At 34.5% G+C, this 24,736-nt stretch carries 24 protein-coding genes and 8 tRNA genes; 5 read left to right on the plus strand and 27 right to left on the minus strand.

Going from position 1 to position 24,736, the window contains the following annotated elements; translation table 11 throughout:
* From metC to CAV_RS05330, 3 genes are read right to left on the minus strand one after another with little or no spacing between them, the layout of a single operon-like run.
* Entirely contained in the window at positions 1-1,161 is a 1,161-nt protein-coding gene (metC, locus tag CAV_RS05320) for a cystathionine beta-lyase (protein ID WP_094325462.1), read from the minus strand.
* Positions 1,162-1,171: 10 nt separating this feature from the next.
* Entirely contained in the window at positions 1,172-2,611 is a 1,440-nt protein-coding gene (gene dcuC / locus CAV_RS05325; protein ID WP_094325463.1) for a C4-dicarboxylate transporter DcuC, read from the minus strand.
* A gap of 20 nt (positions 2,612-2,631) precedes the next feature.
* Positions 2,632-2,994, minus strand: a complete 363-nt coding sequence (locus CAV_RS05330) for a RidA family protein (protein WP_094325464.1) — start codon at positions 2,992-2,994, stop codon at positions 2,632-2,634.
* A 141-nt stretch (positions 2,995-3,135) separates the two neighbouring features.
* On the opposite strand from CAV_RS05330, the gene CAV_RS05335 reads away from it, so the two are divergent.
* The gene (locus tag CAV_RS05335; RefSeq protein WP_094752830.1) at positions 3,136-3,795 is read left to right on the plus strand and encodes a helix-turn-helix transcriptional regulator; all 660 of its coding nucleotides are present in this window, start codon (positions 3,136-3,138) and stop codon (positions 3,793-3,795) included.
* A gap of 2 nt (positions 3,796-3,797) precedes the next feature.
* Here CAV_RS05335 and aat read toward each other — a convergent pair whose 3' ends face one another.
* The 22 genes from aat to CAV_RS05440 all read right to left on the minus strand — a co-directional run bounded on the left by aat (position 3,798) and on the right by CAV_RS05440 (position 17,182).
* The gene (aat, locus tag CAV_RS05340; protein WP_094325466.1) at positions 3,798-4,442 is read right to left on the minus strand and encodes a leucyl/phenylalanyl-tRNA--protein transferase; all 645 of its coding nucleotides are present in this window, start codon (positions 4,440-4,442) and stop codon (positions 3,798-3,800) included.
* The gene (locus CAV_RS05345; protein WP_094325467.1) at positions 4,417-6,555 is read right to left on the minus strand and encodes an AAA family ATPase; all 2,139 of its coding nucleotides are present in this window, start codon (positions 6,553-6,555) and stop codon (positions 4,417-4,419) included. Before CAV_RS05345 ends, aat begins: the two co-directional genes overlap by 26 nt.
* A complete protein-coding gene (locus tag CAV_RS05350) occupies positions 6,552-6,842 on the minus strand; it encodes an ATP-dependent Clp protease adaptor ClpS (protein WP_094325468.1) in 291 nt (96 codons plus the stop codon). The genes CAV_RS05345 and CAV_RS05350 overlap by 4 nt, the downstream gene beginning before the upstream one ends.
* On the minus strand, positions 6,835-7,434 hold the full coding sequence (locus CAV_RS05355) for a TlpA disulfide reductase family protein (protein ID WP_094325469.1): 600 nt from the start codon (positions 7,432-7,434) through the stop codon (positions 6,835-6,837). Before CAV_RS05355 ends, CAV_RS05350 begins: the two co-directional genes overlap by 8 nt.
* Positions 7,435-7,443: 9 nt before the next feature.
* Positions 7,444-7,896 (minus strand): SsrA-binding protein SmpB, encoded by a 453-nt coding sequence (gene smpB, locus CAV_RS05360; protein WP_094325470.1) that lies wholly within the window; start codon positions 7,894-7,896, stop codon positions 7,444-7,446.
* Positions 7,893-8,654 carry a 4-(cytidine 5'-diphospho)-2-C-methyl-D-erythritol kinase gene (locus tag CAV_RS05365; RefSeq protein WP_094325471.1) on the minus strand — a complete coding sequence of 254 codons (762 nt, stop codon included), beginning with the start codon at positions 8,652-8,654 and terminating at the stop codon, positions 7,893-7,895. Before CAV_RS05365 ends, smpB begins: the two co-directional genes overlap by 4 nt.
* A complete protein-coding gene (locus tag CAV_RS05370) occupies positions 8,651-8,878 on the minus strand; it encodes a carbon storage regulator (RefSeq protein ID WP_094325472.1) in 228 nt (75 codons plus the stop codon). Before CAV_RS05370 ends, CAV_RS05365 begins: the two co-directional genes overlap by 4 nt.
* The gene (truB, locus tag CAV_RS05375) at positions 8,872-9,690 is read right to left on the minus strand and encodes a tRNA pseudouridine(55) synthase TruB (RefSeq protein ID WP_094325473.1); all 819 of its coding nucleotides are present in this window, start codon (positions 9,688-9,690) and stop codon (positions 8,872-8,874) included. The genes CAV_RS05370 and truB overlap by 7 nt, the downstream gene beginning before the upstream one ends.
* Positions 9,687-11,735, minus strand: a complete 2,049-nt coding sequence (locus tag CAV_RS05380) for an ATP-dependent helicase (protein ID WP_094325474.1) — start codon at positions 11,733-11,735, stop codon at positions 9,687-9,689. Before CAV_RS05380 ends, truB begins: the two co-directional genes overlap by 4 nt.
* Entirely contained in the window at positions 11,732-12,172 is a 441-nt protein-coding gene (locus CAV_RS05385; RefSeq protein ID WP_094325475.1) for a hypothetical protein, read from the minus strand. Before CAV_RS05385 ends, CAV_RS05380 begins: the two co-directional genes overlap by 4 nt.
* On the minus strand, positions 12,169-13,887 hold the full coding sequence (locus CAV_RS05390) for a M3 family oligoendopeptidase (RefSeq protein ID WP_094752831.1): 1,719 nt from the start codon (positions 13,885-13,887) through the stop codon (positions 12,169-12,171). The genes CAV_RS05385 and CAV_RS05390 overlap by 4 nt, the downstream gene beginning before the upstream one ends.
* Complete coding sequence (locus CAV_RS05395; protein WP_094325476.1) at positions 13,887-14,771, minus strand: aspartate carbamoyltransferase catalytic subunit; 885 nt, start codon at positions 14,769-14,771, stop codon at positions 13,887-13,889. Before CAV_RS05395 ends, CAV_RS05390 begins: the two co-directional genes overlap by 1 nt.
* 109 nt (positions 14,772-14,880) lie before the next feature.
* On the minus strand, positions 14,881-15,090 hold the full coding sequence (locus CAV_RS05400; RefSeq protein WP_094325477.1) for a 2-hydroxymuconate tautomerase family protein: 210 nt from the start codon (positions 15,088-15,090) through the stop codon (positions 14,881-14,883).
* A 136-nt stretch (positions 15,091-15,226) separates the two neighbouring features.
* The gene (locus CAV_RS05405) at positions 15,227-16,495 is read right to left on the minus strand and encodes an ArsB/NhaD family transporter (RefSeq protein ID WP_094325478.1); all 1,269 of its coding nucleotides are present in this window, start codon (positions 16,493-16,495) and stop codon (positions 15,227-15,229) included.
* A 17-nt stretch (positions 16,496-16,512) separates the two neighbouring features.
* Positions 16,513-16,588, minus strand: a tRNA-Lys gene (locus CAV_RS05410).
* A gap of 8 nt (positions 16,589-16,596) precedes the next feature.
* Positions 16,597-16,673: transfer RNA gene (locus CAV_RS05415), tRNA-Asp, on the minus strand.
* A 10-nt stretch (positions 16,674-16,683) separates the two neighbouring features.
* Positions 16,684-16,759 (minus strand) — tRNA-Val (locus CAV_RS05420).
* A 7-nt stretch (positions 16,760-16,766) separates the two neighbouring features.
* Positions 16,767-16,842: transfer RNA gene (locus CAV_RS08885), tRNA-Glu, on the minus strand.
* Between the two features lie 10 nt (positions 16,843-16,852).
* Positions 16,853-16,928: transfer RNA gene (locus tag CAV_RS05425), tRNA-Lys, on the minus strand.
* An 8-nt stretch (positions 16,929-16,936) separates the two neighbouring features.
* Positions 16,937-17,013: transfer RNA gene (locus tag CAV_RS05430), tRNA-Asp, on the minus strand.
* A gap of 10 nt (positions 17,014-17,023) precedes the next feature.
* A tRNA-Val gene (locus CAV_RS05435) sits at positions 17,024-17,099 on the minus strand.
* Positions 17,100-17,106: 7 nt separating this feature from the next.
* Positions 17,107-17,182 (minus strand) — tRNA-Lys (locus CAV_RS05440).
* 334 nt (positions 17,183-17,516) lie between these two features.
* Here CAV_RS05440 and metE point away from each other — a divergent pair.
* Together metE and metF are read left to right on the plus strand one after the other, a co-directional pair.
* On the plus strand, positions 17,517-19,784 hold the full coding sequence (gene metE, locus CAV_RS05445; RefSeq protein WP_094325479.1) for a 5-methyltetrahydropteroyltriglutamate--homocysteine S-methyltransferase: 2,268 nt from the start codon (positions 17,517-17,519) through the stop codon (positions 19,782-19,784).
* Positions 19,785-19,821: 37 nt separating this feature from the next.
* A complete protein-coding gene (metF, locus tag CAV_RS05450; RefSeq protein ID WP_094325480.1) occupies positions 19,822-20,658 on the plus strand; it encodes a methylenetetrahydrofolate reductase [NAD(P)H] in 837 nt (278 codons plus the stop codon).
* Here metF and uvrC read toward each other — a convergent pair.
* Positions 20,643-22,439: an excinuclease ABC subunit UvrC gene (uvrC, locus tag CAV_RS05455; protein WP_094325481.1), complete on the minus strand. Its 1,797-nt coding sequence runs from the start codon at positions 22,437-22,439 to the stop codon at positions 20,643-20,645. The two genes, metF and uvrC, sit on opposite strands and share 16 nt — an antisense overlap.
* Complete coding sequence (locus CAV_RS05460) at positions 22,432-22,857, minus strand: hypothetical protein (RefSeq protein ID WP_148131218.1); 426 nt, start codon at positions 22,855-22,857, stop codon at positions 22,432-22,434. The genes uvrC and CAV_RS05460 overlap by 8 nt, the downstream gene beginning before the upstream one ends.
* On the opposite strand from CAV_RS05460, the gene CAV_RS08890 reads away from it, so the two are divergent.
* Both CAV_RS08890 and guaA read left to right on the plus strand, forming a co-directional pair.
* Positions 22,843-23,034, plus strand: coding sequence for a hypothetical protein (locus tag CAV_RS08890; RefSeq protein WP_148131219.1), 192 nt, complete (start codon positions 22,843-22,845; stop codon positions 23,032-23,034). The two genes, CAV_RS05460 and CAV_RS08890, sit on opposite strands and share 15 nt — an antisense overlap.
* Before the next feature lie 9 nt (positions 23,035-23,043).
* Positions 23,044-24,615, plus strand: coding sequence for a glutamine-hydrolyzing GMP synthase (gene guaA, locus CAV_RS05465; protein WP_094325483.1), 1,572 nt, complete (start codon positions 23,044-23,046; stop codon positions 24,613-24,615).
* The last annotated feature ends 121 nt before the right edge of the window (positions 24,616-24,736 follow it).

Raw genomic sequence — 24,736 nt, forward strand, 5'->3', positions numbered from 1 at the left:
TTATTTCATCTTATCAAAAGCTTGTTTTAAATCAGCTATTAAATCCTGCGTATCCTCAAGCCCTATGTGAAATCTCACAAAAACCCCGCTTTTGCTGTAATCAGTAACAGTTCTAGGAGGCACAGTTACAGTAGCTAAGCTCTCATAACCTCCCCAAGAGGCTCCTATGGAAAAAAGCTCTAAATTATCCACAAATTTTATAGCTTCTTCCTTGCTTATATTTTCATTAAATTCTATGGTTAGCATACCATTTGAGCCCTTATGGTCTCTTTTAAAGATTTCGTGTCCTTCGTGGCTTTTTAGGGCTGGAAAATATATCTTTTTTATTTCTTTTCTGCTTGATAAAAATTCAACAATTTCATTAGCATTTTTTTCGTGAGCCCTCATTCTAACATCAAGTGTTCTCATACCTCTAAGCACCAAATAACAATCATCTGGGCTTGCATTAAAGCCTAAAATTTCTGGCAATTTATCAAAATTTTTCCATTCTTTTTCATTTATAACAACTATACCCATCATTACATCGCTATGTCCGCCAAGATACTTTGTAGCCGCTATAACACTTATATCAACTCCGAGTTTCAAAGGGTTTAAAAAATACCCGCTTGAATATGTATTATCAATAGCAACTGGTATATTGTGAGAATGTGCTATCTTGCATAGTTTTGGCAAATCTATAATCTCATAAAGTATAGAACCCGGGCTTTCGCATAAAATAAGCTTTGTATTTGCTTTTATCTTTTGCTCCACATCACTTGCGTCAGCCTTTAAAAATTCAATCTCAACGCCCATTTTTGCTAAGAAATTTTCACAAATAGCTCTAACTGGTCCATAAATGGCATCTGTTATTAGTATATGTGCGTCTTTACTAGCATAATTCATCAAAACCATTCCAAGTGCTGCAAGTCCTGTTGGGAAAAGCTGAGCTCTATATCCACCTTCAAGTTCGCATATAAGTTTTTCAAGCTCAAAATTTGTAGTAGTTCCACGAGCACCGTAACTTAAAACTCTTTTAGTTTTTCTTAGCTCTCTGTATTTTTGCCAAGCTTCGTGATTTTTAAAAAGTATAGTAGAAGCTCTCATAACAGTCGGATTTACAGGTCTTGCCTCTAGGCTTTCATCTCCTCTTGCAATGTGAATTAATTTGGTTTTTTCTTTCATATTATCCTCCTTACAGATAAATATACGTGCAAATTATATTTGTTATAGTAGCTACAAGCATAGGTATAGCTGTTCTTTTTACGACTTGCAAAGGATTTACCTTTGCCATAGCTGATATTGCCAATATTGCGGGTGCTATAGGGCTTACACATCTACCAAAACCCGTCATTATTTGAATAGGTGCTATCATAGTTATAGTATCAAGCGAAAAAGACTTTGCTATATTTGGTATAAGAGGGGCAAATGAAAAAAATGCCGCATTTCCGCTTCCCATAAAAAAGGCTGAAACAGCCAAAAGCAAGGATACAAAGATGATGATAGCAAAGGCACCAAAGCCTAAGTCCTTTGCAAAGGATATTAAAATATCCACAAAGCCTACATTTAAAAGCCCTTCCGCAAAGACTTGACCACAAACTATCAAAGAAACGGTTATTACAAATAAATTTCCCATTCCCTTAAAGAAAATCATAATGGAATTTAAAGTATCTACAACACTCTTATATCTTATCATTTCAAAGGCTATTGCCACAAAGGTAGAAATAAACATAGCCACAGGAACATTTGTGCGTATGGCTGTTTTAGCGTATTCATCCATTTGCTCTTGAGTAAAGATATTTAAGGCTACTAAAATGCTATCTAAAACAGGAGAAAAACCAAGTATTAAGATAAGAGGTAAAACCGGTAAAATAGCATAAATTTTAGGTGGTTTTTTAAGCTCTTCTTCCTTGCCCTTGCTTTCATTTAGCTCTTTTTCTACAAGCTCTTTATCAAAGACAAAGCCTTCTTTTTTGTCAAAAAACTTAGCACAAAAATAAATGGAAAGTCCAACCGCTATGATTATAGGTATGGTGGTTGGTAGTTGATAAGAGACAAAATAAGTCGCAGGATCTATGTTTGCTTGTTTTGCCGCAAAGATAACATTGCCTGAGCCTGGTCCGTGGTCTATATACTGACAAATGGCTATAACGCTTAGGGCTGATAATTTTGACACGCCAGATCTTACAAGTATAGGATACATAGTAACCATTAAAAGTAGAGCCAAACCTGCGTGAGATGGTATGAAAAGAACCATAAACTGCACTATAAAATAAGCAACAAGTAGCAAAATTAGAGGTTGCTTAACCATTTTTAAAGGCTTTTCAAAAACCTTAAAAAGTGCATAAGACGCCCCAACATGATCCATATAAGCGGAAAATCCGGCAATACTCATAAGAGTTAAACCAAGTCCTGCTAGGGTGCTAGACATCTTTTGATTAAAGACCTCAAATATATCAAAAAAGGCTAAATGTAAAGAGCCTTTCTCGACTATATAAGGATGTAGATTAAATATAGCTGCTAAAGAAAGTAGCAAAAGACCACTTAAAAGCAAAGCCATATGTGCATTTATCTTTTTACTAAGCATAAAAACAAGTAAAAATATAGAAGCAAGAGCAAAAAACATAGCTAACATAAAAACTCCTTAAAAAATTTTTAGCCCTTAAAAGCGATGATTTCTATCTCGACAAGTGCATTTTTTGGCAGATCTTTTACAGCGATGGCCGAGCGTGCTGGGTAAGGTTCTTTAAAAAATTCAGCATAAACCTCATTTACACTAGCAAAATCATTTATATCAGTTAAAAACACAGTTGTTTTTACAACATCTGCAAAGCTTAAATTATTTTCTTTCAAAATAGCTTCGATGTTTTTTAAACTTTGTTTGGTTTGCTCTTTTATGTCAGAGCTTTCTATGTTGCCACTTTCAGGGTTTATTGGAATTTGTCCTGAGGCAAATAAAAAACCATTTACTACTCTATAAACAGAGTAAGGACCTATAGCCTTTGGATATTTTTGCATATTCTCTCCTTAAAAATAAATTTTTCGATATTATTTTATCGTTATAATAATAATTTGTCAATATATTTTTTATATTTTATTTGCTTTTATTATGTAAAATACAAGCCTTGTTTAGACTTTATTTTTTAAGGCGAACACAAAATGAGAGCGGAAAAAAAAGAACATTTTATTAAACTTTGCAAATTTTTAGGACAGGTTTTAGGAAAAAGATATGAGGTAGTTTTTCACGTGATAGAAGAAAGCGGTGCTTATATAGCTGCTATTGAGAATAATCAAGTAAGCGGCAGAACCACAAATTCGCCTCTTACAGCCTTTGCTAGCGAGCTAGTGCAAAATAAAAGTTATTTGGATAAGGATTTTTTGTGCGGTTACAAGGCTATGGTAAATAAAGATAAGATGGTAAGAGGCTCTACCTTTTTTATAAAGGATAAGGATAAGCTTGAGGGCATACTTTGCATAAACTATGATACCAGCGAGATGAGAGATGTGGTAGCTAAGATAATAGATATAGAAAAGCTAGATGATATGTCATCAATTTTAAATTTAAAACAAGAAGATGATAATAATGTAGAGGTTTTAAACCACTCTATAGAAGAAATTTTAACCCAATATGTAGATGTAAAATACCTAGAATCTGACTTTTTACTAACAACAGAGCAAAAGCAAAGCATTATAAGTAAGCTCTATAAAAAAGGCGTTTTTAATGTAAAAGGAGCAATTAGCGTGGTGGCTAAGTTTTTAAAACTATCGGAGCCTAGTGTTTATAGGTATTTAGGCAATGTAAAAAAAGATATGAAATAAGCTTAGATGAGATTTTTAAAGCTTTCAAAGCCGCTTTTTTCCTCTGTCTTTTGACTAAGGAGTTCTAGAAAATCTTTTCTAGAGCTTTTTTTCGCACCCATAAATTCTAAATGCTTGTTATAAACTTGACAATCAATTAAAAAATCATAAGGCTCTAAAAGCTCACAAAGCTTTATCATAGCTATCTTTGAGACATTTTTCCTAAGACTTACCATGCTTTCTGCAAAAAATACCTTGCCTATGATAAGCCCGTAAATTCCACCCACAAGCTCATCTTTTTCATAAAGTTCTAAAGAATGCAAAAAACCCATTTCAATCAAAGAAGCATAAGCCTTTAAGAAATTTTTATCTATCCAGCTTATATCTCTTGTGTTTGCACAAAGCTTTATCAATGCCATGGTATTTTTATCAAGCGAAAGTTCATAAAGCTTAAAAAATCTTTTTATGCTTTTTTGTTTATAGATATCCTTTGGAAAAAGCAGCATTCTAGGATCAGGACACCACCAAGTAACAGGGGCAGTGCTCCAAGGAAAAAGCCCAAATTTATAAGCTTTAAGCATAAAATCAGCCTCTAAATCCTTAGTCAAAAAAACAGGGCTGTCCTTTGTAGAATTTAAAAGACTAGAATATAAATTTGATAGTTCCATCTTTGTTTAATTTTAGCTCAACCAAACCGCCATTTTTGAGCTTACCAAATAAAATTTCATCACTTAATTTTTCTGATATCTCGCTTGATATAATGCGTTTTAGCAAGCGAACCCCGTATTCTTTCTTGTAGGCTTTTTTAGCTAGCTGAAGTTTTACTTTATCATCTGCTTTTATGCTGATATTTTTGAGTTTTTTGCAAAGTTTATCAAGCTCTTTTTGCACTATCTTAGCCAAAATTTCATCATTTAAGTCGTTAAAATGTATGATTTTATCTATGCGGTTTATGAACTCGGCTGCGAAAAATTCATTTATCGCCTTATCTCTTTTAGCATCCTTTTCATTTAAAAAACCCATATAATTACTTTCATTAAGGCCTAAATTTGAAGTCATGATGATTATGGTATTTCTAAAATCCACCTTAAGCCCGCTACTATCAGTTAAGGTAGCATTGTCAAAAATTTGCAAAAAGGTATTATTTAAATCATGATGTGCTTTTTCTATCTCATCAAATAAAACAACAGAAAAAGGGTTTTTTCTAATCGCATTGCTTAAAAGGCCGCCTTCTTCATAGCCTACATAACCAGCAGGAGCACCTATTAGCCTGCTTATAGTATGTTTTTCGGCATACTCACTCATATCAAATCTTTCTAAGCTCAAGCCCAAATGGGAGGCTAAAGACTTGCAAAGCTCAGTTTTTCCAACACCGCTTGAGCCCGTAAATAAAAACACACCCCTAGGGCTATTTTCATTCTTAAGGCCGGCATAGCTTTGCTTTATAGTTAAACAAAGCTCTTTTATAGCCTCATCTTGACCGAAAATATCTTCTTTTAAGGAGTTTTCTAAATTTTTTAAAATTTTCTTTTCATCAAGCTCAAAAATTTTATGAGAACGACTCATCTTGGCTAAAACTAATTCCAAATCCTTCAAGCTGGCCTTATTTTTTTTGGTATTTTTTAAAGAAAAAGAGGCTCCAAGCTCATCTATTAAATCAATCGCAGAATCAGGTAGAAATTTATCAGGAAAAAACTTCTTAGCTAAATCCACAGTTGAATTTATAAGTTCATCATCAAATTTCACCTTATGATAAGCTTCGTACTTATCTTGCAAACCCTTTACTATGAGCAAACACTCTTCTTTGCTTGGCTCATCAACATCAATCTTTGCAAAGCGTCTTGAAAGTGCTTTATTTTTGTCAAAGCTATTTTTGTATTCTAAAAACGTGGTAGCACCTATGCACTTGAGTTTGCCATTGCTAAGTGCTGGTTTTAAGAGATTTGACATGTCGGTATTGCTCTCATTAGCAGCCCCAGCTCCCACCATAGTGTGAATTTCATCTATAAATAAAATTGCATTAGGCAAGGAAGAAAGCTCATTTACAACATCTTTAAGCCTTTTTTCAAAATCCCCTCTATACTTCGTGCCAGATAGCAAAGAACTTATATCAAGGCTAAAAATTCTAGCGTCTTTTAATCTATCAGGAACCTTTTGTTCGTGTATGGCCAAGGCCAAACCCTCGACAATAGCAGTCTTTCCAACGCCAGCTTCGCCTACTAAGATAGGATTATTTTTCTTTCTCCTGCTTAGAATTTGCATCATTCTTTCAAGCTCAAATTTTCTTCCTATCAAAGGATCTATCTTGCCCTCAGCCGCTAAAAGAGTTAAATCGCTAGCGTATGATAAGATATTATCAGAGGCGTTTTTATTTTTTAAGTACTGAATTTTTTTAGTGTCTAAAAAATGTTTGTCTAATATGGCCTTTGAGTAGGTTCTGCTATCCTTACTCACGCCTTCTAAAAAGTCTATTATCTTAAGCTCTTCAAGGCTTTTATCATTAGAACAAAGTGAGGATAAAATATCATCTAGGACAAGAGAATTTATAGGCTCTATATCTTTGTTTAAAATTTGATTTTTTTGTGCGATATGGTTTTTAAGCTCATTTTCTAAAAGCTCAAATTCGCCATCAGCGTATTCTTTAAAAATTTGCTCAAAATCTTGACTAAGCTTTACTATGGCAAATAACACATGCTCGCAAGTTATAAACTCGTGCTTATTAATAGCTGAAAAATGCTTTGCATTTAATAGGAATTTTTGTAAATTCTCTCGGTATTTCATTCTTCTTCTAACTCCACTTTAAGAGGGAAATTCGCCTTGGCTGCTGCTTGCATAACCTGTCTTTGCTTGCTAAGTGCGATTTCCTCAGTATAAACCCCGCAAACACCTCTACCTAAATGATGAATTTCAAGCATGATGCGACTAGCGCTATCAAGATCATAATGAAATATATCCATCAAAACCTCAACCACAAAGTCCATGGTAGTAACATCATCATTTAAAAGCAAAACCTTAAACATCCTAGGTTCATCTAGCTTTAAATCCAAATCTTGTTCAAATTCATTCATCATTAAGCACCTTATGCAAATCAGAATTTATAAGAGATACAGGCACAGAGCCAAGATAATACTTAAGCCCTTTTTCATTTTCAGGGCGGTAATAATCACTTACAGTTTGATACTCGCCTTTATAAAGCATGACCTTAAATGGCAATTGCTCCATATTTGCATAATCAATATCGTGTAAAATTTGCGCTATCAATCTTTTATTATTAGGCGAATTGCTTAGGAAATAATACGCACCAAATTCATGTGCAAATTTCCTCACCTCATCATCGCTAACTTCCTCAAAATGATCAAGCCCAATTAACACCAGCTTGCTTGAATTTTCCTTCCATAAATCTGTTAAAAACGGGGCCTCCTCCTTGCAAGGAGGACAAAAGGTGCCAAAAAAATCAAAGATAAGAACTTTATCTTCCTCGCCCTGAACAACAAAGCCATTTTGGGTTCTAACTATGGTTTTAGAGCCACCGTGCACATTGTCTAAAACAACAGTTTCGCCCTCTTTAAATTTATCAAAGGCAAAATCATCTTGCATTTTTTCATCACTAGAACAAGAAATAAAAACAAAAACGCAAAAAAATGCCAAAAATTTCCTCATCTAAAATCCTTACTTATAGCTTTTCATAGCCGCTTTAGCTTCTAAATCAGCTTGCTTTTTCTTTAAAACCTCCCTTTTATCGTGCAAGGTTTTGCCTTTAGCCAGAGCAACTGTTATTTTAGCCTTATTTTTTTTATTAAAATATAAATCAAGAGCCACTAAAGTAAAGCCTTGTTGGCTTACCTTGCCAAAGAGTTTATCAATCTCTTTTCTGTGCATTAAAAGCTTTCTAGCGCCTCTTTCCTCGTGCTTATAGTACATATTTGTAGTGCTAAGATAAGATATGTGAGCATTTAGCAAGAAAAGTTCTCCTCTTATAATCCTTATAAAAGAATCCTTTAAATTCGCCCTACCCTGCCTTAAAGCCACAACCTCGCTGCCCTTAAGAACTATACCGGCTTCAAATTTATCAAAGATACTGTAATCATGAAAGGCTTTTTTATTTCTAGCTATTATTTTCATAAAATAACCTCAAAAACAGTCCCGCCGCTGCCGCTTAAGAAATACCCAGCACTCATAAATTCCTGCATTTTAGGATATAAACTTACACAAGGAGTAAACAAATCATTTAAAATCTTATTTTCAAAGCCAAAAAGCTCTCTTGTGCTTAAAGTTTCATACAGAGCTATAGTCTTTTTATCCGGCTTAAAAGCTAAATTTAATCTATCAAATTCCTTATAAACAAGATTTGTATCGCATTTTACCTCAGTGAATTTAAGTCTTATTTTTGGTATATCATCACTAAATTCGCTTATAATTTCTCCGCACCCACCTACATTTGCACTCTTAAAGCCGCTTAGAAAAAAGGCCACATCAGAACCCAAACTAATAGAAAGCTTTATAAGCTCCTCTGTGCTTAGCTTTAGGTTTAAGCTTTCGTTTATCATCTTTAAAAATGTAGCACAGTTGCTACTTCCCCCGCCAAGTCCGGCAAAAACAGGGATGTTTTTAACAAGTTTTAAACTATAAGTTTTAAAAAACTCCTCAAGCTCGTTTTTAAAGCCCTTGTTGCTCAATGCAGCATAAGCTTTATTTATAATATTATCCTTGCAAACAAAGTCAGTGATTATCTCAAAGCCCTCATTTTGCTTATCTTTTACAAAATAAAGCTCATCGTACAAATCATCTATCAAAACAAATCTAGAACTTAAAAGATGATAAGACCTTTCATCTTGTCCTAAAATTTTTAAAAAAGCATTTATCTTGGCGTGAGATTTCATTTTTTTAAACGTTTGCTCAAATTATCTAGCTTAATATCCTTAGAAAGCTTTGAGTGCAAATTCTCATCTTTAATGTCATTTATAAGTTCCTTTCTAAGTATAATGGAACTTTGCGGCGCTTTAATGCCTATTTTGGTATAAGCCTTGTTTGTTTGGATAATGGTGATTTCTATATCCTCACCAATCCTTATGCTCTCGTTTTCTTTTCTTGATAAAATCAACATTTGCTAACCTTATTTAATATATAACTTATCTTAGAGTCCTTAAGCTCAATTATACTAAAATATTTATCACTCTCGATAAAATACATAGCCTCATCCTTAAATTTCAAGTCCTCTAAACTAAGCTTTGAACCGTTTTCAAGTTTATTTATATCGTCTATATAATTTTTTTTTAAACAAAGATAATCAAGTATATTTAAATTTTTCTCATTTTCATACACAAAAGCACCCTCTTTTATCCTTTTAAGATGAGTAAGGGTTGCGTTGATATTTAATTCCTTTGCAAAAAGCTCACAATAAGAGCGTATATAAGCACCCTCACTAACTGTTAATCTTAAACTCAAAAAAGGATGAGCATAAGATAAAATTTCACAGTCGTAAATGTTCATTATGCAAGAATTTAGCTTTACTTCTTCATTTTTTCTAGCAAATTCATAAGCTCTTTTGCCATTTATCCTTTTTGCTGAAAAAGCAGGCGGTATGAAGCTTAACTCTCCTAAAAGCTTTGCTTTCACACTTTCAATCTCATCCTTGCTAACTTCTTTTATCTTTTCTATGCTTTGTATATTTTTATCATCTAGGCTAAGGGATTTCACGCCCAGCCACATAGTGCATTCATAAATTTTAGGAGCCTTGTTTAAAAAGCGAAAAAGCTTGGTAAAGCTTCCAAAAGCCACAATCAAAGTACCTTGAGCAAAAGGGTCAAGCGTGCCAGCATAACCTGCCTTTTCAACCTTGTATCTTTTCTTAAGCCTTTGCAGGTAGTCGTTTGAGCTAATATCTCTTGGTTTATAGGCTACAAATAATTTATTCATATTCTCGTTACAAAGGAGGATAAAATGCTTCTTTGAATGCCGCCAAAGCTTATGTCTAGTTTGCATTCTTGAGCGGCATTTTCTTTTGTTACATTTAAAACTCTACCTATGCCAAAAATTTTATGTTTCACCAAATCGCCCTTTTTAAAATCCCCTTTATTAACATCAGCCTTTAAAGCCAATTCATCCAAAAATATACTAGGGGCTTCCACCATAGCACTTTTGGCGCTTCTGTATTCAACCCTGCTTAAATAAAGCCTTTTTTTAGCCCTTGTTATGGCCACATAAGCAAGCCTTCTCTCCTCTTCATTGCTAGTATGTATGGGGAAATTTCCATTCTCAAGACCTACGATAAAGACAACATCAAATTCAAGCCCCTTGCTCGCATGCACGCTCATAAGATACACGCAGTTTTCATCATCGCTCATAGCATCTTGCTCACTTTGCAAGGAAAAATCACTAAGCAAATCATTTAAACTTGTGTAATTATTCTTAGCTATGGCCGCTTTCATTTCATTATATAGCAGTTTTAAATTCTCTTTTTTATAATCCTCATCATAACAAGCAGATAAGGCAAAAACACTTTCTAAGCCGTCTATGATGGAACTTAGTTCGCAAGCTTGCAAGGACAAAATACTAGAGGCAAAGTTTTCTAGCTTCTTGCACAGCTCATCCGTAAAAAGTCGGTTTTGCACGCAGTAAGAAATAGCCTCAAATAAAGAACTTTTGTTTAAGGAAGCATGGTGTTGTAATTTAGCAATAAAGGCCTTGCCAAGACCTCGCTTTGGCTTGTTAATTATGCGCAAGAAAGAATAATCATCATCTGTGTTTGATATAAATCTAAGATAAGAAATAGCGTCTTTTATCTCCATTCTTTCGTGAAATTTAATACCACTTAGAACCTTATAAGATATTTTTTGCTTTCTAAATTCATTATCTATAAGGCTTGATAGTATATTTCTGCGGTATAAAATAGCTATCTCACTAGCCCTGGTTCCAAGAGCTAATTCCTTTTTAACAAGCTGTGCGATTTCAAAGGCTTCGCTTCTATCATCATCAAAAGATAAAAGCCTTATATCCTCGCCCTCCTCTTTGGTGCTAATTAGTGTCTTGCCGTGCCTTTGGGTATTGTGCGAAATCAAAGCATTCGCAGCGGCTAAAATTTTAGCACTTGAGCGGTAATTATGCTCTAGTTTTATAATCTTTGCGTCCTTAAAATCCTTGCTGAAATTTAAGATATTTTCTATCCTTGCCCCACGCCAAGAATAAATGCTTTGGTCATCATCACCCACAACGCATAAATTTGAATGCTCCTTGCAAAGCAGTTTTAAAATTTCAAGCTGCAAGGTATTTGTGTCTTGATACTCATCAACAGTTATGTAATTATAAAGCCTGCTTTGCTCTTTTGCGAAATTCTCATCTTTTTTCAAAAGCTCATAACTTAAAAGCAACAAATCATCAAAATCTAAAAAAGCGTATTTTTTCAAACTATCTTGATATAGTTTATAAATTTTTACAAGCTTTTCATTTTCAATTTTCACATCGCCAAGTTCTATATATTTTTTATTTTCATCAAGCATATTATAAGCATCATCAACGGTAAGCAAGCTATTTTTAAAATTTGAAATCGCGTCACAGGCTAGACTTGGACTTATTTTTAGCTCAGAATCTATCAAATCCTTAACGATTTTCTTGCTATCATCGCTATCAATTACCTTAAAATTATTAGCAAAGCCTAATTTTTCTATATGAAGCTTTAAAAACAAAAGCCCAAATCTATGAAAAGTGCAAAGCAAAGGCTGATAATTTGTGTTGTTTTTAAGCAAGGCAAAGGCTCTATTTCTCATGGTATAAGCAGCTTTGTTTGTAAAGGTAAGGGTTAGGGTGTTGCTTGGATGAATTCCAACCTCACCTATTAAATACGCTAATCTTGTAGTTATAGTCTTAGTCTTGCCAGAACCCGCCCCAGCAAGGATTAACAAAGCTCCGTCTATGTGCGAGGCGGCCTGCTGCTGGGCCTCATTTAAGGAAGAAAAAATGCTCATTTTTTTATAAGGTCTCGATTTTTAGCATTTTTTAAAAGCATTTCTATAGAGCTTTTTAAAGGGTCCTCGGCCTCTTCATTATGATAATAAGATGGATTTATAAAAACAATATCTCTTTGAATTTGAATTTTATGCAAGGCCTCAAGCTTAACAGTTACGCAAGTAGTGAAATTATCAGGACCAAAGCCAGCGTAAAAGCTCATAAGCTTATCATTTAAATTCACCGATTCTACACTGTAATCAGATATATAAAACATAATATAAGATAAGCTGCTATCTATATAAGAATCGGGCAGCTTGGGCTCATAACTTACAAAACGAGTGTCACAGACTATTTGAAAATGCTCTGATTTTGAAATTAAAAGCTGTAAAACTTCATAACAGTGCTTTTTCATTACTTTTTTAAAATCTGCTTTTTCAAACAAAAATTCATTCATATCTTAAACCTTAAAAACTCATCTACTAAATTTTGAATTTCTAAAATTCCTATTTTCCAAAACTTCTCATCATCCACATTAAAACCAAATTTAGCAATCAACTCAGCCGGAGACTTGCTGCCGCCACTACTAAGCATATCTATGTAAAGACCTGTGAAATTATCAAGTTTTTTACTCTTATAAAGCCCATAAAGTGCTAAAACCAAAAGTTGCGCATAAGAATAAGCATAGCAGTAAAACGGACTATGTATAAAATGCGGTATATAAGACCACCAATACTTATAATTATCGCTAAGACTTAAACTATCTTGAAACATCTTTTTTGATTCTTTAAGCCAAATGCTATTTATCTCATCCACGCTTAATTCTGCGTCCTTAGCATGTATAATTCTCTCAAAGGTAGTAAAATTAATCTGTCTAAACAAGGTAGCAAAAATATCCTCTATCTTGCTAGCATAAAGCCCTAAAAGTTCTTCATTTTTCAAATTTTTCTTGACATAGTCAAAAACAAGCATTTCAGCAAAAACCGAAGCTGTTTCGGCTGTGGTTAAAGGCGTATCTTGATTTAAAAAAGATACCTTGTAGGATAATTTTTGATGTATGCTATGACCTAGTTCGTGTGCTAGCGTAAATAAATCTCTTCTTTTGTCAGTATAGTTTAAAAGCACATAAGGATGAGCTTTCTTAGTGGTTGAGTGCGAAAAGGCACCGCCTCTTTTGTTGTTTGCAGGATATACATCTATCCAATGCTCGTCAAAAGCTTGTTTAGCAATATCAGAAAACAAAGGGGAAAAAGCCTCAAAGGCCTTTAAAACTATATCTTTTGCCTCATCAAATTTGATATTTAAATCCTTGCCAAGCGGGGCGTATCTGTCATAATCTTTTAATTCTTTAAAGCCCAAAAGCTCTTTCTTTTTCTTATAATACTTAGCAACTATACTGAAATTTGCTTCGCTTGTTTTTATAAGAGCATCAACGCTTTTTCTTGAAATTTGATTGCTTATATGTCTAAAGCTTTCAGCATCCTCATAGGCTCTTAAAGTGCTTTTTACTCTTAATTCTTTTCTTATGGTATTTAGTATGTAGGCAAGTAATTTTGAGTTCTTTTTTAGTTTTTTACTAAAATTCTTGGCAGCCCTTTTTCTTTCGCTTCTATCCTTGCTATAAAGCTTACTTAAAATTTCTTCTATGCCTAGCTTTTTTCCTTCAAATTTAACCTTAAGTTCAGTCAAGCTCTCATCAAAAAGTCTTGCAAAGGCGTCAGCACCGGTGCTTGATAAATAAAGCATTATCCTTTCTTCTTGCTTTGAAAGCCTATGTTTTTTATCTTTTAACAAATTTGAAAGATAAAAGGAATAATCTTTATTTTCATCTATCAGCTTTTTGCTAAATTCATCATCTAAGGCACAAAACTCAAGCTCGAAAAAAAGTAAATTTTCCTCTATGATTTTGCATTCTTCCTCGCATTTTGCATAAAAAGCACCTTGAGTTGTATCGCTAGCAAAGCTTAAAAATGCGTAACTCATTATGTGGGATACTTCTTGCAAAAGATCCTCGTATTCTTTTATGCACTCAGCAAAATTGGACACATCTTTTAATTTATTTTCATACTTATTTCTAAAAGCTAGACTGGATTTTGTTAAAAGCTTGATAGAACTTTCTACAAGCTCATCATTTTCAAACAAATCTTTTAAATTCCACTTCAAAGCGCTCATTACCTTTCCTCGCCTAATATAAGTTTTAATAAAACAGCCATTCTAATGGCAACTCCGTTGCTAACCTGTTTTAAAACAAGACATCTTTTATCTGCTAAAACCTCATCGCTAATGTCTATATTTCTATGAACGGGGCCTGGATGTAGAACTATTAAATTCTTATCTTTAATCAAGTCTTTATTTATACAAAAATCATTTGCATAATCCTTTAAAGAACCATAAATTTGCTTTTGATGTCTTTCTGTTTGAGTTCTTAAGGATATGATAATATCGGCGTGCTCAACGGCTTCTTTGATATTATAAGTTTTTTTAATGTCTAAATTTGGCATAAAATGTGGTGGCGCAACAAGGCTTATGTCAAGATTGAAACGAGTTAAAAGTTCTATATTTGAGGCGGCTACTCTTGAATTTTTAATATCTCCTACGATTAAAACTCTTTTTCCCTCAACATCTGCTTTAAAATGCTCATAAATGGTAAATAAATCAAGCAAAGCCTGCGTTGGATGTGCGTGCTTGCCGTCCCCTCCGTTTAAAACAGGACAATTCACATACCTAGCCAAAGACTCCGGAACTCCTGAGTGCTGATGTCTAACAACAATGGCATTTGGATTCATAGCGTCTAAATTCGCAGCAGTATCATAAAGCGTTTCGCCCTTGCTAGAACTAGACCTTGATACATCAAGCCTTAATACCTTTGCGTCAAGCCTCTTTGCCGCTGTTTCAAAAGACGATAAAGTTCTAGTTGAATTTTCAAAAAAAATGGTAGTGATACTCTTGCCCTTAAGTAGAGTTCTAGGCTTTTCGTCCAAAAATTCTCTAGCCTTAGAAAAAACTTCTAAAATTTCATCCTTGCTTAAATCCTTAGTGCTTATAAGGTGTCTCATGATAACTCCTAAAGCCTGAATTCTAGCAAAGTAAAGGTTATAAAAATATAAAATACTAGAAAATCAAATCCCTTGCGATTAAACCTAAGATGAAATTTCACAGCTAATTTCAAGAGTTTTCTTTTCTTACCTTTGTTATGCTTTTGCCACCTAAGCCGTAGTTATCAGTGTCTATTTCATCTATGATTACAACTGTTGAAGCCTTGTTTTTATTTAAAACTCTAGCAAGAAGCTCTGTAACTCCTGCTATCAACTCCTCTTTTTGCTTTGTTGTGGGCTCGCCGTTTTCCTTTGTGATACGAATATTAACAAAAGGCATAAATTCTCCTATCAAGTGTTTAATAAATTCTAAAAGATAAATTCTTAAAAATGCTATAAACTAAAGCTCTTTACTAAGTAAAAATCAGCGTAACTTTCGTTCAAATTCACATCATCCTTAAAATTTACCTTAAAATTTAAGCCAGTAAAAATACGCTAAGGCTTAGTCCTAGCAAAGAAGCACACAAAACAAAAAAGGTGATAAAAAATGAAAATGCTATGTATTTTAAAAAAGAAATTTTTATGCCATATCTAGCAAGGGAATGAAGCCAAAGCAAGGTTGCTAGTGATCCTATGGGCGTGAATTTTGAGCCTATATTGCAGGCTAAAAGATTAGCATAGGCTAGTATTTTTGTCCGAGCTTCATCCAAGTTAAAAGAGCTTAAGGCAAGATCGCCTAAGAAAACTGCGGGTAAATTATTTGCAAAACTAGAAGCAAAGGCTGAAAAAAAGCCCACAGAAAAGATTTGCAAAAATAAAGAACTATCTTTTAAAGGTGCAAAAATGCCTGATAAAAGCTCTAAAAGTCCGGCATTTTTAAGAGTAAAAACCACCACAAACAAGCCCAAAGAAAATGCTAGCACCGAAAAAGGAGCTTGCTTTACAAAGGAAACAAGGCTAAATTTCTTTGATAAAAAAGCATAAACAAAGGCTATAAAAGAGGCGATAAGCAAGCTAATATAAAGCTTTAGCAAGGATAAAAATAAAAATATTAGTAAAAATACTAGCAAAGCGTAACAAAAAACTATATCTTTTTTCTTTACTCCTGCTAATTTTGCATTAAAATACAAATACCTAGGCAGCTTTTTTCTAAAGGGCAAATAGGCTAAAAGCAAAAAAGCTAGTATGGCAAAAAGCTGTGGCGCAAGCATAAAAAACGTAAATTCTAACAAGGCTATGTCAAAAATCTTTGCTGTTATGATGTTTGTTAAATTTGAAAAGATAAATAAATTCGAGGCAAAATCGCTTAAAAAGCTAAGGCAAAGTAGAAAAAATATCAAAGAGGCCTTGTCCTTTTTAAAGAATTTAGAATTTGAAAAAAGTATATAAATGATAGGCGTTAAAACCAAGATAGCTCCGTCATTTGCAAATACAAAGCTAACAAAGGAAGTTAAAATACTTAAAAGCAAAAAAAATGAAAAAGATGAGATTTTTTTAAAGGCTATAAAAGAGGCTAAATGCGCAAAAAAGCCAAGTTTATCAAAACTCATGCTTAAAAGTATGAGCGCTAGTAAAGCCACTGTGCTATCAGTAACTATGCTAAAAACAAAGATAATATCGTCAAAACTAAGCAAGGATAAAATATATGCCAAAAAGGCAAAAAGCACGGAGCTAAACCAGATAGGCAAAGAAAAAGGACGGATGTATATAAAAAGCATACAAGCTATAAAGAGTAAATAAGCCATTAAAAACTTTTCTAAAGTGGTGTCCCCTGTTGGATTCGAACCAACGGCCCCCTCCTTAAAAGGGAGATGCTCTACCGGCTGAGCTAAGGAGACTTACAAAATGGCGCAGCGGACGGGGCTCGAACCCGCGACCTCCGCCGTGACAGGGCGGCATTCTAACCAGCTGAACTACCGCTGCAACATTTTAATGGTGGTCGCTATAAGACTCGAACTTATGACATCCACCTTGTAAGGGTGGCGCTCTACCAACTGAGCTAAGCGACCAAGAAAATGGCGACCCCTAGAGGATTTGAACCTCTGTTACCAAACAGAGAGAATGGTGTCCTGGGCCACTAGACGAAAGGGTCTAATCCCAAATGGTGTCCCCTGTTGGGATCGAACCAACGACCACCTGATTAAGAGTCAGATGCTCTACCAGCTGAGCTAAGGAGACTTAAAAAATGGCGCAGCGGACGGGGCTCGAACCCGCGACCTCCGCCGTGACAGGGCGGCATTCTAACCAGCTGAACTACCGCTGCAACATTTTAATGGTGGTCGCTATAAGACTCGAACTTATGACATCCACCTTGTAAGGGTGGCGCTCTACCAACTGAGCTAAGCGACCGAAAAAATGGTGTCCCCTGTTGGATTCGAACCAACGGCCCCCTCCTTAAAAGGGAGATGCTCTACCGGCTGAGCTAAGGAGACTTACAAAAATAGTGCAATTTTTAAAAACAAGTCGTGATTATGCCAAATTTAATTACACTTTGTCAAGGAATGTATTAAGTTACATTTAAGATTAAAAAGATAGAATTGTGCAATTTATTTTCAAAAATGAAAGGACTTAGTCGAATGCAAATTTTTGCTATGTTTATAATGCGTCGCAATATGTGTTAGACTTAGTCTTTAGAGGCTTTACATCAGGTTTCTGAAGGCTTTAAGCGGTAAGAAACTGGATAAAAGAGCCTAAACTCTCACTTCTCACTTTCTTACTTTTCTTAATAGCTTTTCAGTTTTTGAACTTTTTTAAGAAAGGATAAGTATGCAAAATTCGGTAATTTCGTATCCAAGAATAGGTGCTTTAAGAGAGCTAAAATTCGCTGTTGAAAAGTATTTTAAACAGACAAGTTCAAAAGAAGAGCTTTTTGAGCTTGCTAAAAATTTAAGAAAAAGACATTGGCAAAGCCAAAAAGAAGCTGGCATAGACTTTATTTCCTGCAATGATTTTTCTTTTTATGATAATATCTTAGACACTGCAAACATCTTTGGCGTAGTGGCTAAAAGGTATAAGGAACTAAATTTAGATAGCCTTGATGAGTATTTTGCTCAAGCTAGAGGCTATCAAGGAGATAAGGGAGATGTTAGAGCCCTAGCTATGAAAAAATGGTTTAACACCAACTACCACTATCTAGTGCCTGAATGCGATGATGTATCTTTAATAAAGCTAAATCACAGCAAGATACTAAATGAATATAAAGAAGCAAAAGAGCTTGGCATAGAAGCTAAGGTTGTCATAAGCGGACTTTTTACCTTTTACAAACTTATAAATTTCGCTAACGATGGGCTTAAAAACGAAGCTTTATCAAAGTTGAAACAATGCTACATAGAGCTTTTGACCAAGTTAAATAAAGAAGGCGTGAAATGGCTTCAGTTTGATGAGCCTTATTTGGTTTATGATTTAAGCTCTGCTGATATTGCTTTGTTTAAGGATATTTACACTGATTTATTAAGCAAAAAAGCAAATGTTAAAATTTTACTTCAAACATATTTTGGAGATGTAAGAGATATTTATGATGATTTGCTAAAGCTTGAATTTGACGCCATAGGGCTTGATTTTTTGGAAGGAAAAGAAAGCTTAAACCTCATCAAAAAGGGCTTTGATGATAAGAAAATTTTATTTGCAGGCCTTGTAAATGGAAAAAACATCTACAAAAATAACTATAAAAAAACTATAGATACAGTAAATGAGCTAAAAAAATATGTAAAAAATTTAGTGCTTAACACCTCTTGTTCCTTGCTTCATAGTCCATACAGCATAAAGCACGAGACAAAACTTGATAAAAAATACCTAGAATACCTAGCCTTTGCAGAGGAAAAATTGATAGAACTTAAGGAGCTTAAGGAAATTTTATCTAGTGATAATTTTTCAGAAAATGCGTTATTTAAGGCAAATTTAGAACTGTTCTCTAAAGAAAATAACAGAAAAAACGAAGCTGTTTTTGCAAGAGTTAATGCCTTAAAGGCTGATGATTATAAAAGAAAGCCTGAATTTGAGCAAAGAAGAAGCATACAAAAAGAGGCTTTAAAACTACCTATTTTACCAACTACTACCATAGGCTCATTTCCTCAAACAAGCGATGTGAGGTCCAACCGCTTAGCCTTTAAACAACAAAAAATTTCAGCCACACAGTACACAGAATTTAATCAAACAAAGATAAAAGAATGTATTAAATTTCAAGAAGAAATCGGGCTTGATGTTTTGGTACATGGAGAATTTGAAAGAAATGATATGGTTGAGTATTTTGGCGAGAGCTTGGATGGCTTTTTATTTACTCAAAATGGCTGGGTGCAAAGCTATGGCACAAGATGTGTTAAGCCACCGATAATTTGGTCTGATGTTTCTAGGTCTAAGCCTATGACTGTTGCTTGGAGTAAATTTGCACAGGAGCAAAGCAAGAAACCTTTAAAAGGTATGCTAACAGGGCCTGTTACTATACTTAATTGGTCCTTTCCTAGGGAGGATATTAGCACTAAAGAAAGCACCTTGCAAATCGCACTTGCAATTAGAGATGAAGTGCTAGACCTTGAAAAGGCCGGTATAAAAATCATACAAATAGATGAGGCTGCCTTGCGTGAAAAATTGCCTCTTAGAAAGAGTGATTGGCACAGTGAGTATTTAGACTGGGCTATACCTGCTTTTAACTTGGTGCATAGCGGGGTTAGGCCTGAAACTCAAATTCACACTCATATGTGCTATAGTGAATTTAGCGACATTATAAAAGAAATAGACGCGATGGACGCTGATGTTATTTCTTTTGAGGCTTCAAGGTCAAATTTAGAATTGCTTGACACCTTAAAGCAAAATAATTTTAAAACTGAGGTAGGCCCTGGAGTATATGATATACACAGCCCTAGAGTTCCTAGCGTTGATGAGCTTAAAAACACAATCAAAGCGATATTAAGCAAGCTTCCAAAAGAGCAAATTTGGATAAATCCCGATTGTGGCCTAAAAACAAGAGGCGAAAAAGAGGTGATACAAAGTCTCAAAAATATGAGCGAAGCAGCCTCTGAGATAAGAAAAGAACTCTAAAACAAGCCCTATTATAGGGCTTTTAAAAGGATAGATAATGAATAAGCCAAGTTTTTCTTTTGAAATTTTCCCGCCTAGAAAAAGCGATAGTATAGATAAAATTTATAAGGTTTTAGAGGAATTAAAGGATTTAAATCCAGACTTCATAAGCGTTACTTTTGGAGCTGGTGGCTCTGCGAATTCTTCAAATACCTTAGAATTAGCAAGCTTAGTTCAGGAAAAATACCACACACAAAGCATAGTGCACTTACCTTGCATACACTTAAATAAAAGCGACATAAAGCTTATCTTGGACGAATGCAAGAAAAAGAAACTAAGTAAAATTCTAGCCCTTAAGGGGGATTATATAGAGGGAAATCAGCTTAGCAAAGACTTTCGATATGCTAGTGATTTGATTGAATATATAAAGCAAAATGGAGATTTTGAAATTTACGCGGCTTGTTATCCTGAAAAACACAAAGAAGCTTCAAGCTTTGCCCAGGATATAAGAAATTTAAAGATTAAAGTTGATGCAGGAGCAAGCACGCTTTTAAGCCAGCTTTTCTTTGATAACTCAGATTTTTATAGGTTTCAAGAAGCTTGCGATATCATAGGAATAAAGGCTAAAATTTGCGCAGGCATAATGCCAATTGCCAATAAAAGACAAATTTTAAAAATCACCTCTATGTGCGGGGCTAAAATTCCAAAGAAATTTCAACAAATTTTGCATAAGTATGAAAACAACGACAAGGCTATGGTGGATGCTGGCATTGCTTATGCGATAGAGCAAATAGTTGATTTGCTTACAAACGGAGTAGATGGAATTCACATATATACTATGAATAATTCTTACATAGCAAGAAGAATTTACGAGGCCACTCACTCTTTATTTTGAAGGCTTGTGATTTTTTTGGCAATATTTTCGTTGCTAATTTGTGCAATGCTGTTAAAATCAGCCTCATATATAGCTTCAAAACTTCCAAAATAATTAAGCAATCTTTGTATGAAAGCTTTACTTACTCCTAAATTTTGAAGCTTTGAGCTTTGTAAATCCTGCTTTTGTTTTGTCTTTTTGTGAAAAGAAATGGCAAATCTGTGCGCCTCGTCTCTTAATTTTTGCAAAAATAGCAATTTTTCATCACTTACTTCAAAAGAAAATTCACCCTTTAAGCTGTGTATAATGTCTTTTGCACCGCCCTTGCTTCTTTTTGTTCTGTATGAAATTTTTTCTTTTGAGATAGCTAAAATGTCGACATTTAAACCAGCACTGCTTGCTATATCATAGGCTAAATTTAGCAAGGTCTTGCCACCATCAATAAGCCATAAATCCGGCGCATTAAGCTTATCAAGTGCCTTAACCCTCCTGCTTAAAAGCTCTTTCATTTGTTCGTACTCATTTTTAGCCTCAAGATGAAAAAGCCTGTATCTGCTCTTATCAAAAAAATTAACATTATAAGCCACCATAGCACCAACTGTGGCACTGCCTTGCAGGTGAGAATTATCAAAAATTTCTATACAAGATGGGAAATTTGAAAGCCCAAAGTAAGTATAAAGCTCATCTAGGATAGAAAAAGATTGTTTGTTGAAATTTTCTAAGCTAATGCTCGCGTTTTTAAAAGCCAAATCACAAATTTGTTTTTTTTCACCAAGTTTTGGAACCTTAATCGAAATTTTTTTAGAAAATCTTTCGCAAAGCAAATCCTGCAAAACTTGCAAATCCTCAAAATCATCTCTTACATATATATTAGTAGAATTTATGGGTGTGTTTGTGTTGAAATTTTCTAAGATTAACTGCGTGTAAATTTCGTTTTTATCTATGTCTTTTAGTCCATTTTTGCTGATGTTTGTTTTAGCGCTTATTAATTTTCCATTTTGCACGACAAACCTTGCGGTGCAGATATTTTTCTCATCATTTGCAAAGGCAAAAACATCAAAATCTTCAAGCTTTGCGATATCTATTTGTATCTTTGTGTCAAGCTCTTTTATGGTTTTTATCTGCTCTCTTACCTTGGCAGCTTCCTCGTAATACTCATTTTTAGCCAAAGCAAACATCTGCTTTTCTAAATTTTTTATCAACAAATTTGGATTTAGCAAAGAATTTGTAGCCTCTTTTAAAATTTTTTCATACTCTTTTTTTGTTATAAAATTCGCACAAGGGGCTAAGCACCTTTTCATTTGATAAAACAAACAAGGCTTAGTGCAGGAATTTTTCTGCCTTAGTTTATGATAAAGATAAAGAGCGTTTAAAAGCTCTTTTGCACCCTTAAAAAAGGGACCATAGTAACGAATTTTATTTTTCTTAATCACCTTTCTAGTTATGTTAAAACGCGGAAAATCCTCATTTAAATCCACATATATATAAGGGTAAGTCTTATCATCTCTTAGCAAGATATTGTATTTTGGCCTTAGTTGCTTTATAAAAGAATTTTCGAGTATGAGTGCGTCAGCTTCTGAGTTCGTGCTTATAAATTCTAGATGAAAGCACTGTGATATCATATTTTGAATTCTTAAAGAATTTTTAGGATTTGGCAGCAACTCATCTTTAAAGCTAAAATAACTCCTAACCCTTTTTCTTAAATTTTTAGCCTTGCCAACATAAAGCAATTTTAAATTTTTATCAAAATACTGATACACGCCCGGTAACTCAGGCAAATTCTCAAGCTCTTTTCTAAGCATTTTTAATAAGCTCTCTAAGCTCTTCAAAACTAGCAAATAAATTTGGATTTGCAAAATGATTTATAAAATTTGGCTTTGCAAGTTCTATGTATTTATTTTTTGTCTTGATTTCATTTTTGAGTGGAATTTTTTTTTCAACTCTGTAATTTTTTGAGTATATTTTTATATTTTTAATCAAAGCAAAATTACTTTCCGGATAAGTTTTAGCGTATAAGTTTATGCGAAATTTAATATTTTTTTTGCTACTATCGTGGTTTAAATTCTGATAGGCTGCAGGGTGCTTTGCGATAATATAAAAAACATCCTTATAAATATAAATATTTTCTATAAGTTCTTGTTCTTGCTTGCTCATCATGGAAGCTAGGAAATCCTTGCAAAATATCATGTATCTAAGAGGTTTATAATGCGTCAAACTCATGAGTTCGCCGATAATAAAACTAGAATTTTTAAGCTTTTTCATGGCTTGATTATAACAATTTTTTTATTAATCTTTATAACATCTTGCGGATACAAGGATGACCCATTTTATGAGATTAAAGACGAAAATTCAACTGTTATAGAAATCAAACACTACAAACATCTAAATCGCTGGTAAAGGAAAATAATGAATGAAGTGCAAATTTTAGTCCTAGACTTTGGCTCTCAATATACACAGTTAATTGCTAGAAGATTAAGAGAATTTGGAGTTTATACCGAGATTGTGCCCTATTTTGAAAAGATAGAAAAAATAAAGGCAAAAAATCCTAAGGGCATAATTTTAAGCGGCGGTCCTGCAAGTGTGTATGAAGAGGGAGCGTATAAGCCTGATTCTGCTGTGTTTGAGTTAGATGTGCCTGTGCTTGGAATTTGTTATGGTATGCAATACATAGCCCATCATTTTGGCGGCAAGGTTATAAGAGCAAAAGAGCAAGAATTTGGCAAGGCAAGACTTGAAATTTTAGCCCAAGAAACAAGGACATTGTTTGAAGGAGTGAAAGATAATTCAATCGTCTGGATGTCTCATGCTGACAAGGTTGAAGAAATTCCACAAGGCTTTAGCGAGTTAGCAAAGTCAGGCAACACACACTACTGCGTTATAGCAGATTTTAAAAGGCAAATTTATGCCTTGCAATTTCACCCAGAAGTCGTGCATAGTGAGTGTGGAGCGCAAATTCTAAAAAATTTCGCAGTTGGCATTTGCAAGGCAAGCACAGAGTGGAATATGAAAAATTTCATAGCCTATGAGATAGAAAAAATCCGCAAAATCACAGGCTTTACTCAAGGTGAAAATGGTATCAAAATCTTATGCGCCGTAAGTGGTGGGGTGGATTCTAGCGTTGTGGCTACGCTTTTATATAGAGCCATTGGGGATAATCTCATCCCTATCTTTGTGGATACCGGGCTTTTGCGTAAGGGCGAGAGAGAGGCGGTGGAGAAGATGTTTAGAGACAATCTCAAAGTGCCTTTGATAACAATAGATGCAAGTGAGGAGTTTTTGGGACTTTTAAAGGGTGTAAAAGACCCAGAAACTAAGCGTAAAATCATCGGCGAGACCTTTATCAAGGTTTTTGAAAGGGAGGCAAAAAAACATAACAAAAACGGCGAGATAAAATTCCTAGCCCAGGGCACGCTCTATCCTGATGTGATAGAATCTGTAAGTGTTAAAGGACCTAGCAAAACGATAAAGTCTCATCATAATGTAGGCGGTTTGCCTGAATGGATGAAATTTGAGCTAATCGAGCCTTTAAGAGAGCTTTTTAAAGACGAGGTAAGGGATTTAGGTAGGGAGCTTGGAATGCCTGAATCTATGCTTATGAGACATCCATTTCCCGGACCAGGACTTGCCATACGCATAATGGGCGAGGTTACGAAGCAGGATTTAGACCTGTTACGCGAAGCAGATGCGATTTTCATCGAGGAGCTACATAAATGGGGGCTGTATGACAAGGTTTGGCAAGCCTTTTGTGTGCTTTTAAATGTCAAAAGCGTGGGCGTAATGGGCGATAACCGCACCTATGATAATACCGTGTGTGTAAGAGCTGTAGAAGCACTAGATGGAATGACAGCTAGCTTTTCACACCTGCCGCACGAATTTTTAGAAGCTGTGAGCAACCGCATAATAAACGAGGTAGAGGGCATAAATAGAGTGGTCTATGACATTACTAGTAAGCCTCCCGGCACCATTGAGTGGGAGTAGGAGATGATAACACAAGAAAATCTAAAAACACTTTTAGAATCTCTATGATTTACAAAGGATTCTAAAAAATTAATTTATACCAAGCATTTTGAAAATGTAAATACCTCTCTAAGCGTAGATT

The sequence above is a fragment of the Campylobacter avium LMG 24591 genome, assembly GCF_002238335.1.
Taxonomy (GTDB): Bacteria; Campylobacterota; Campylobacteria; order Campylobacterales; family Campylobacteraceae; genus Campylobacter_D; species Campylobacter_D avium.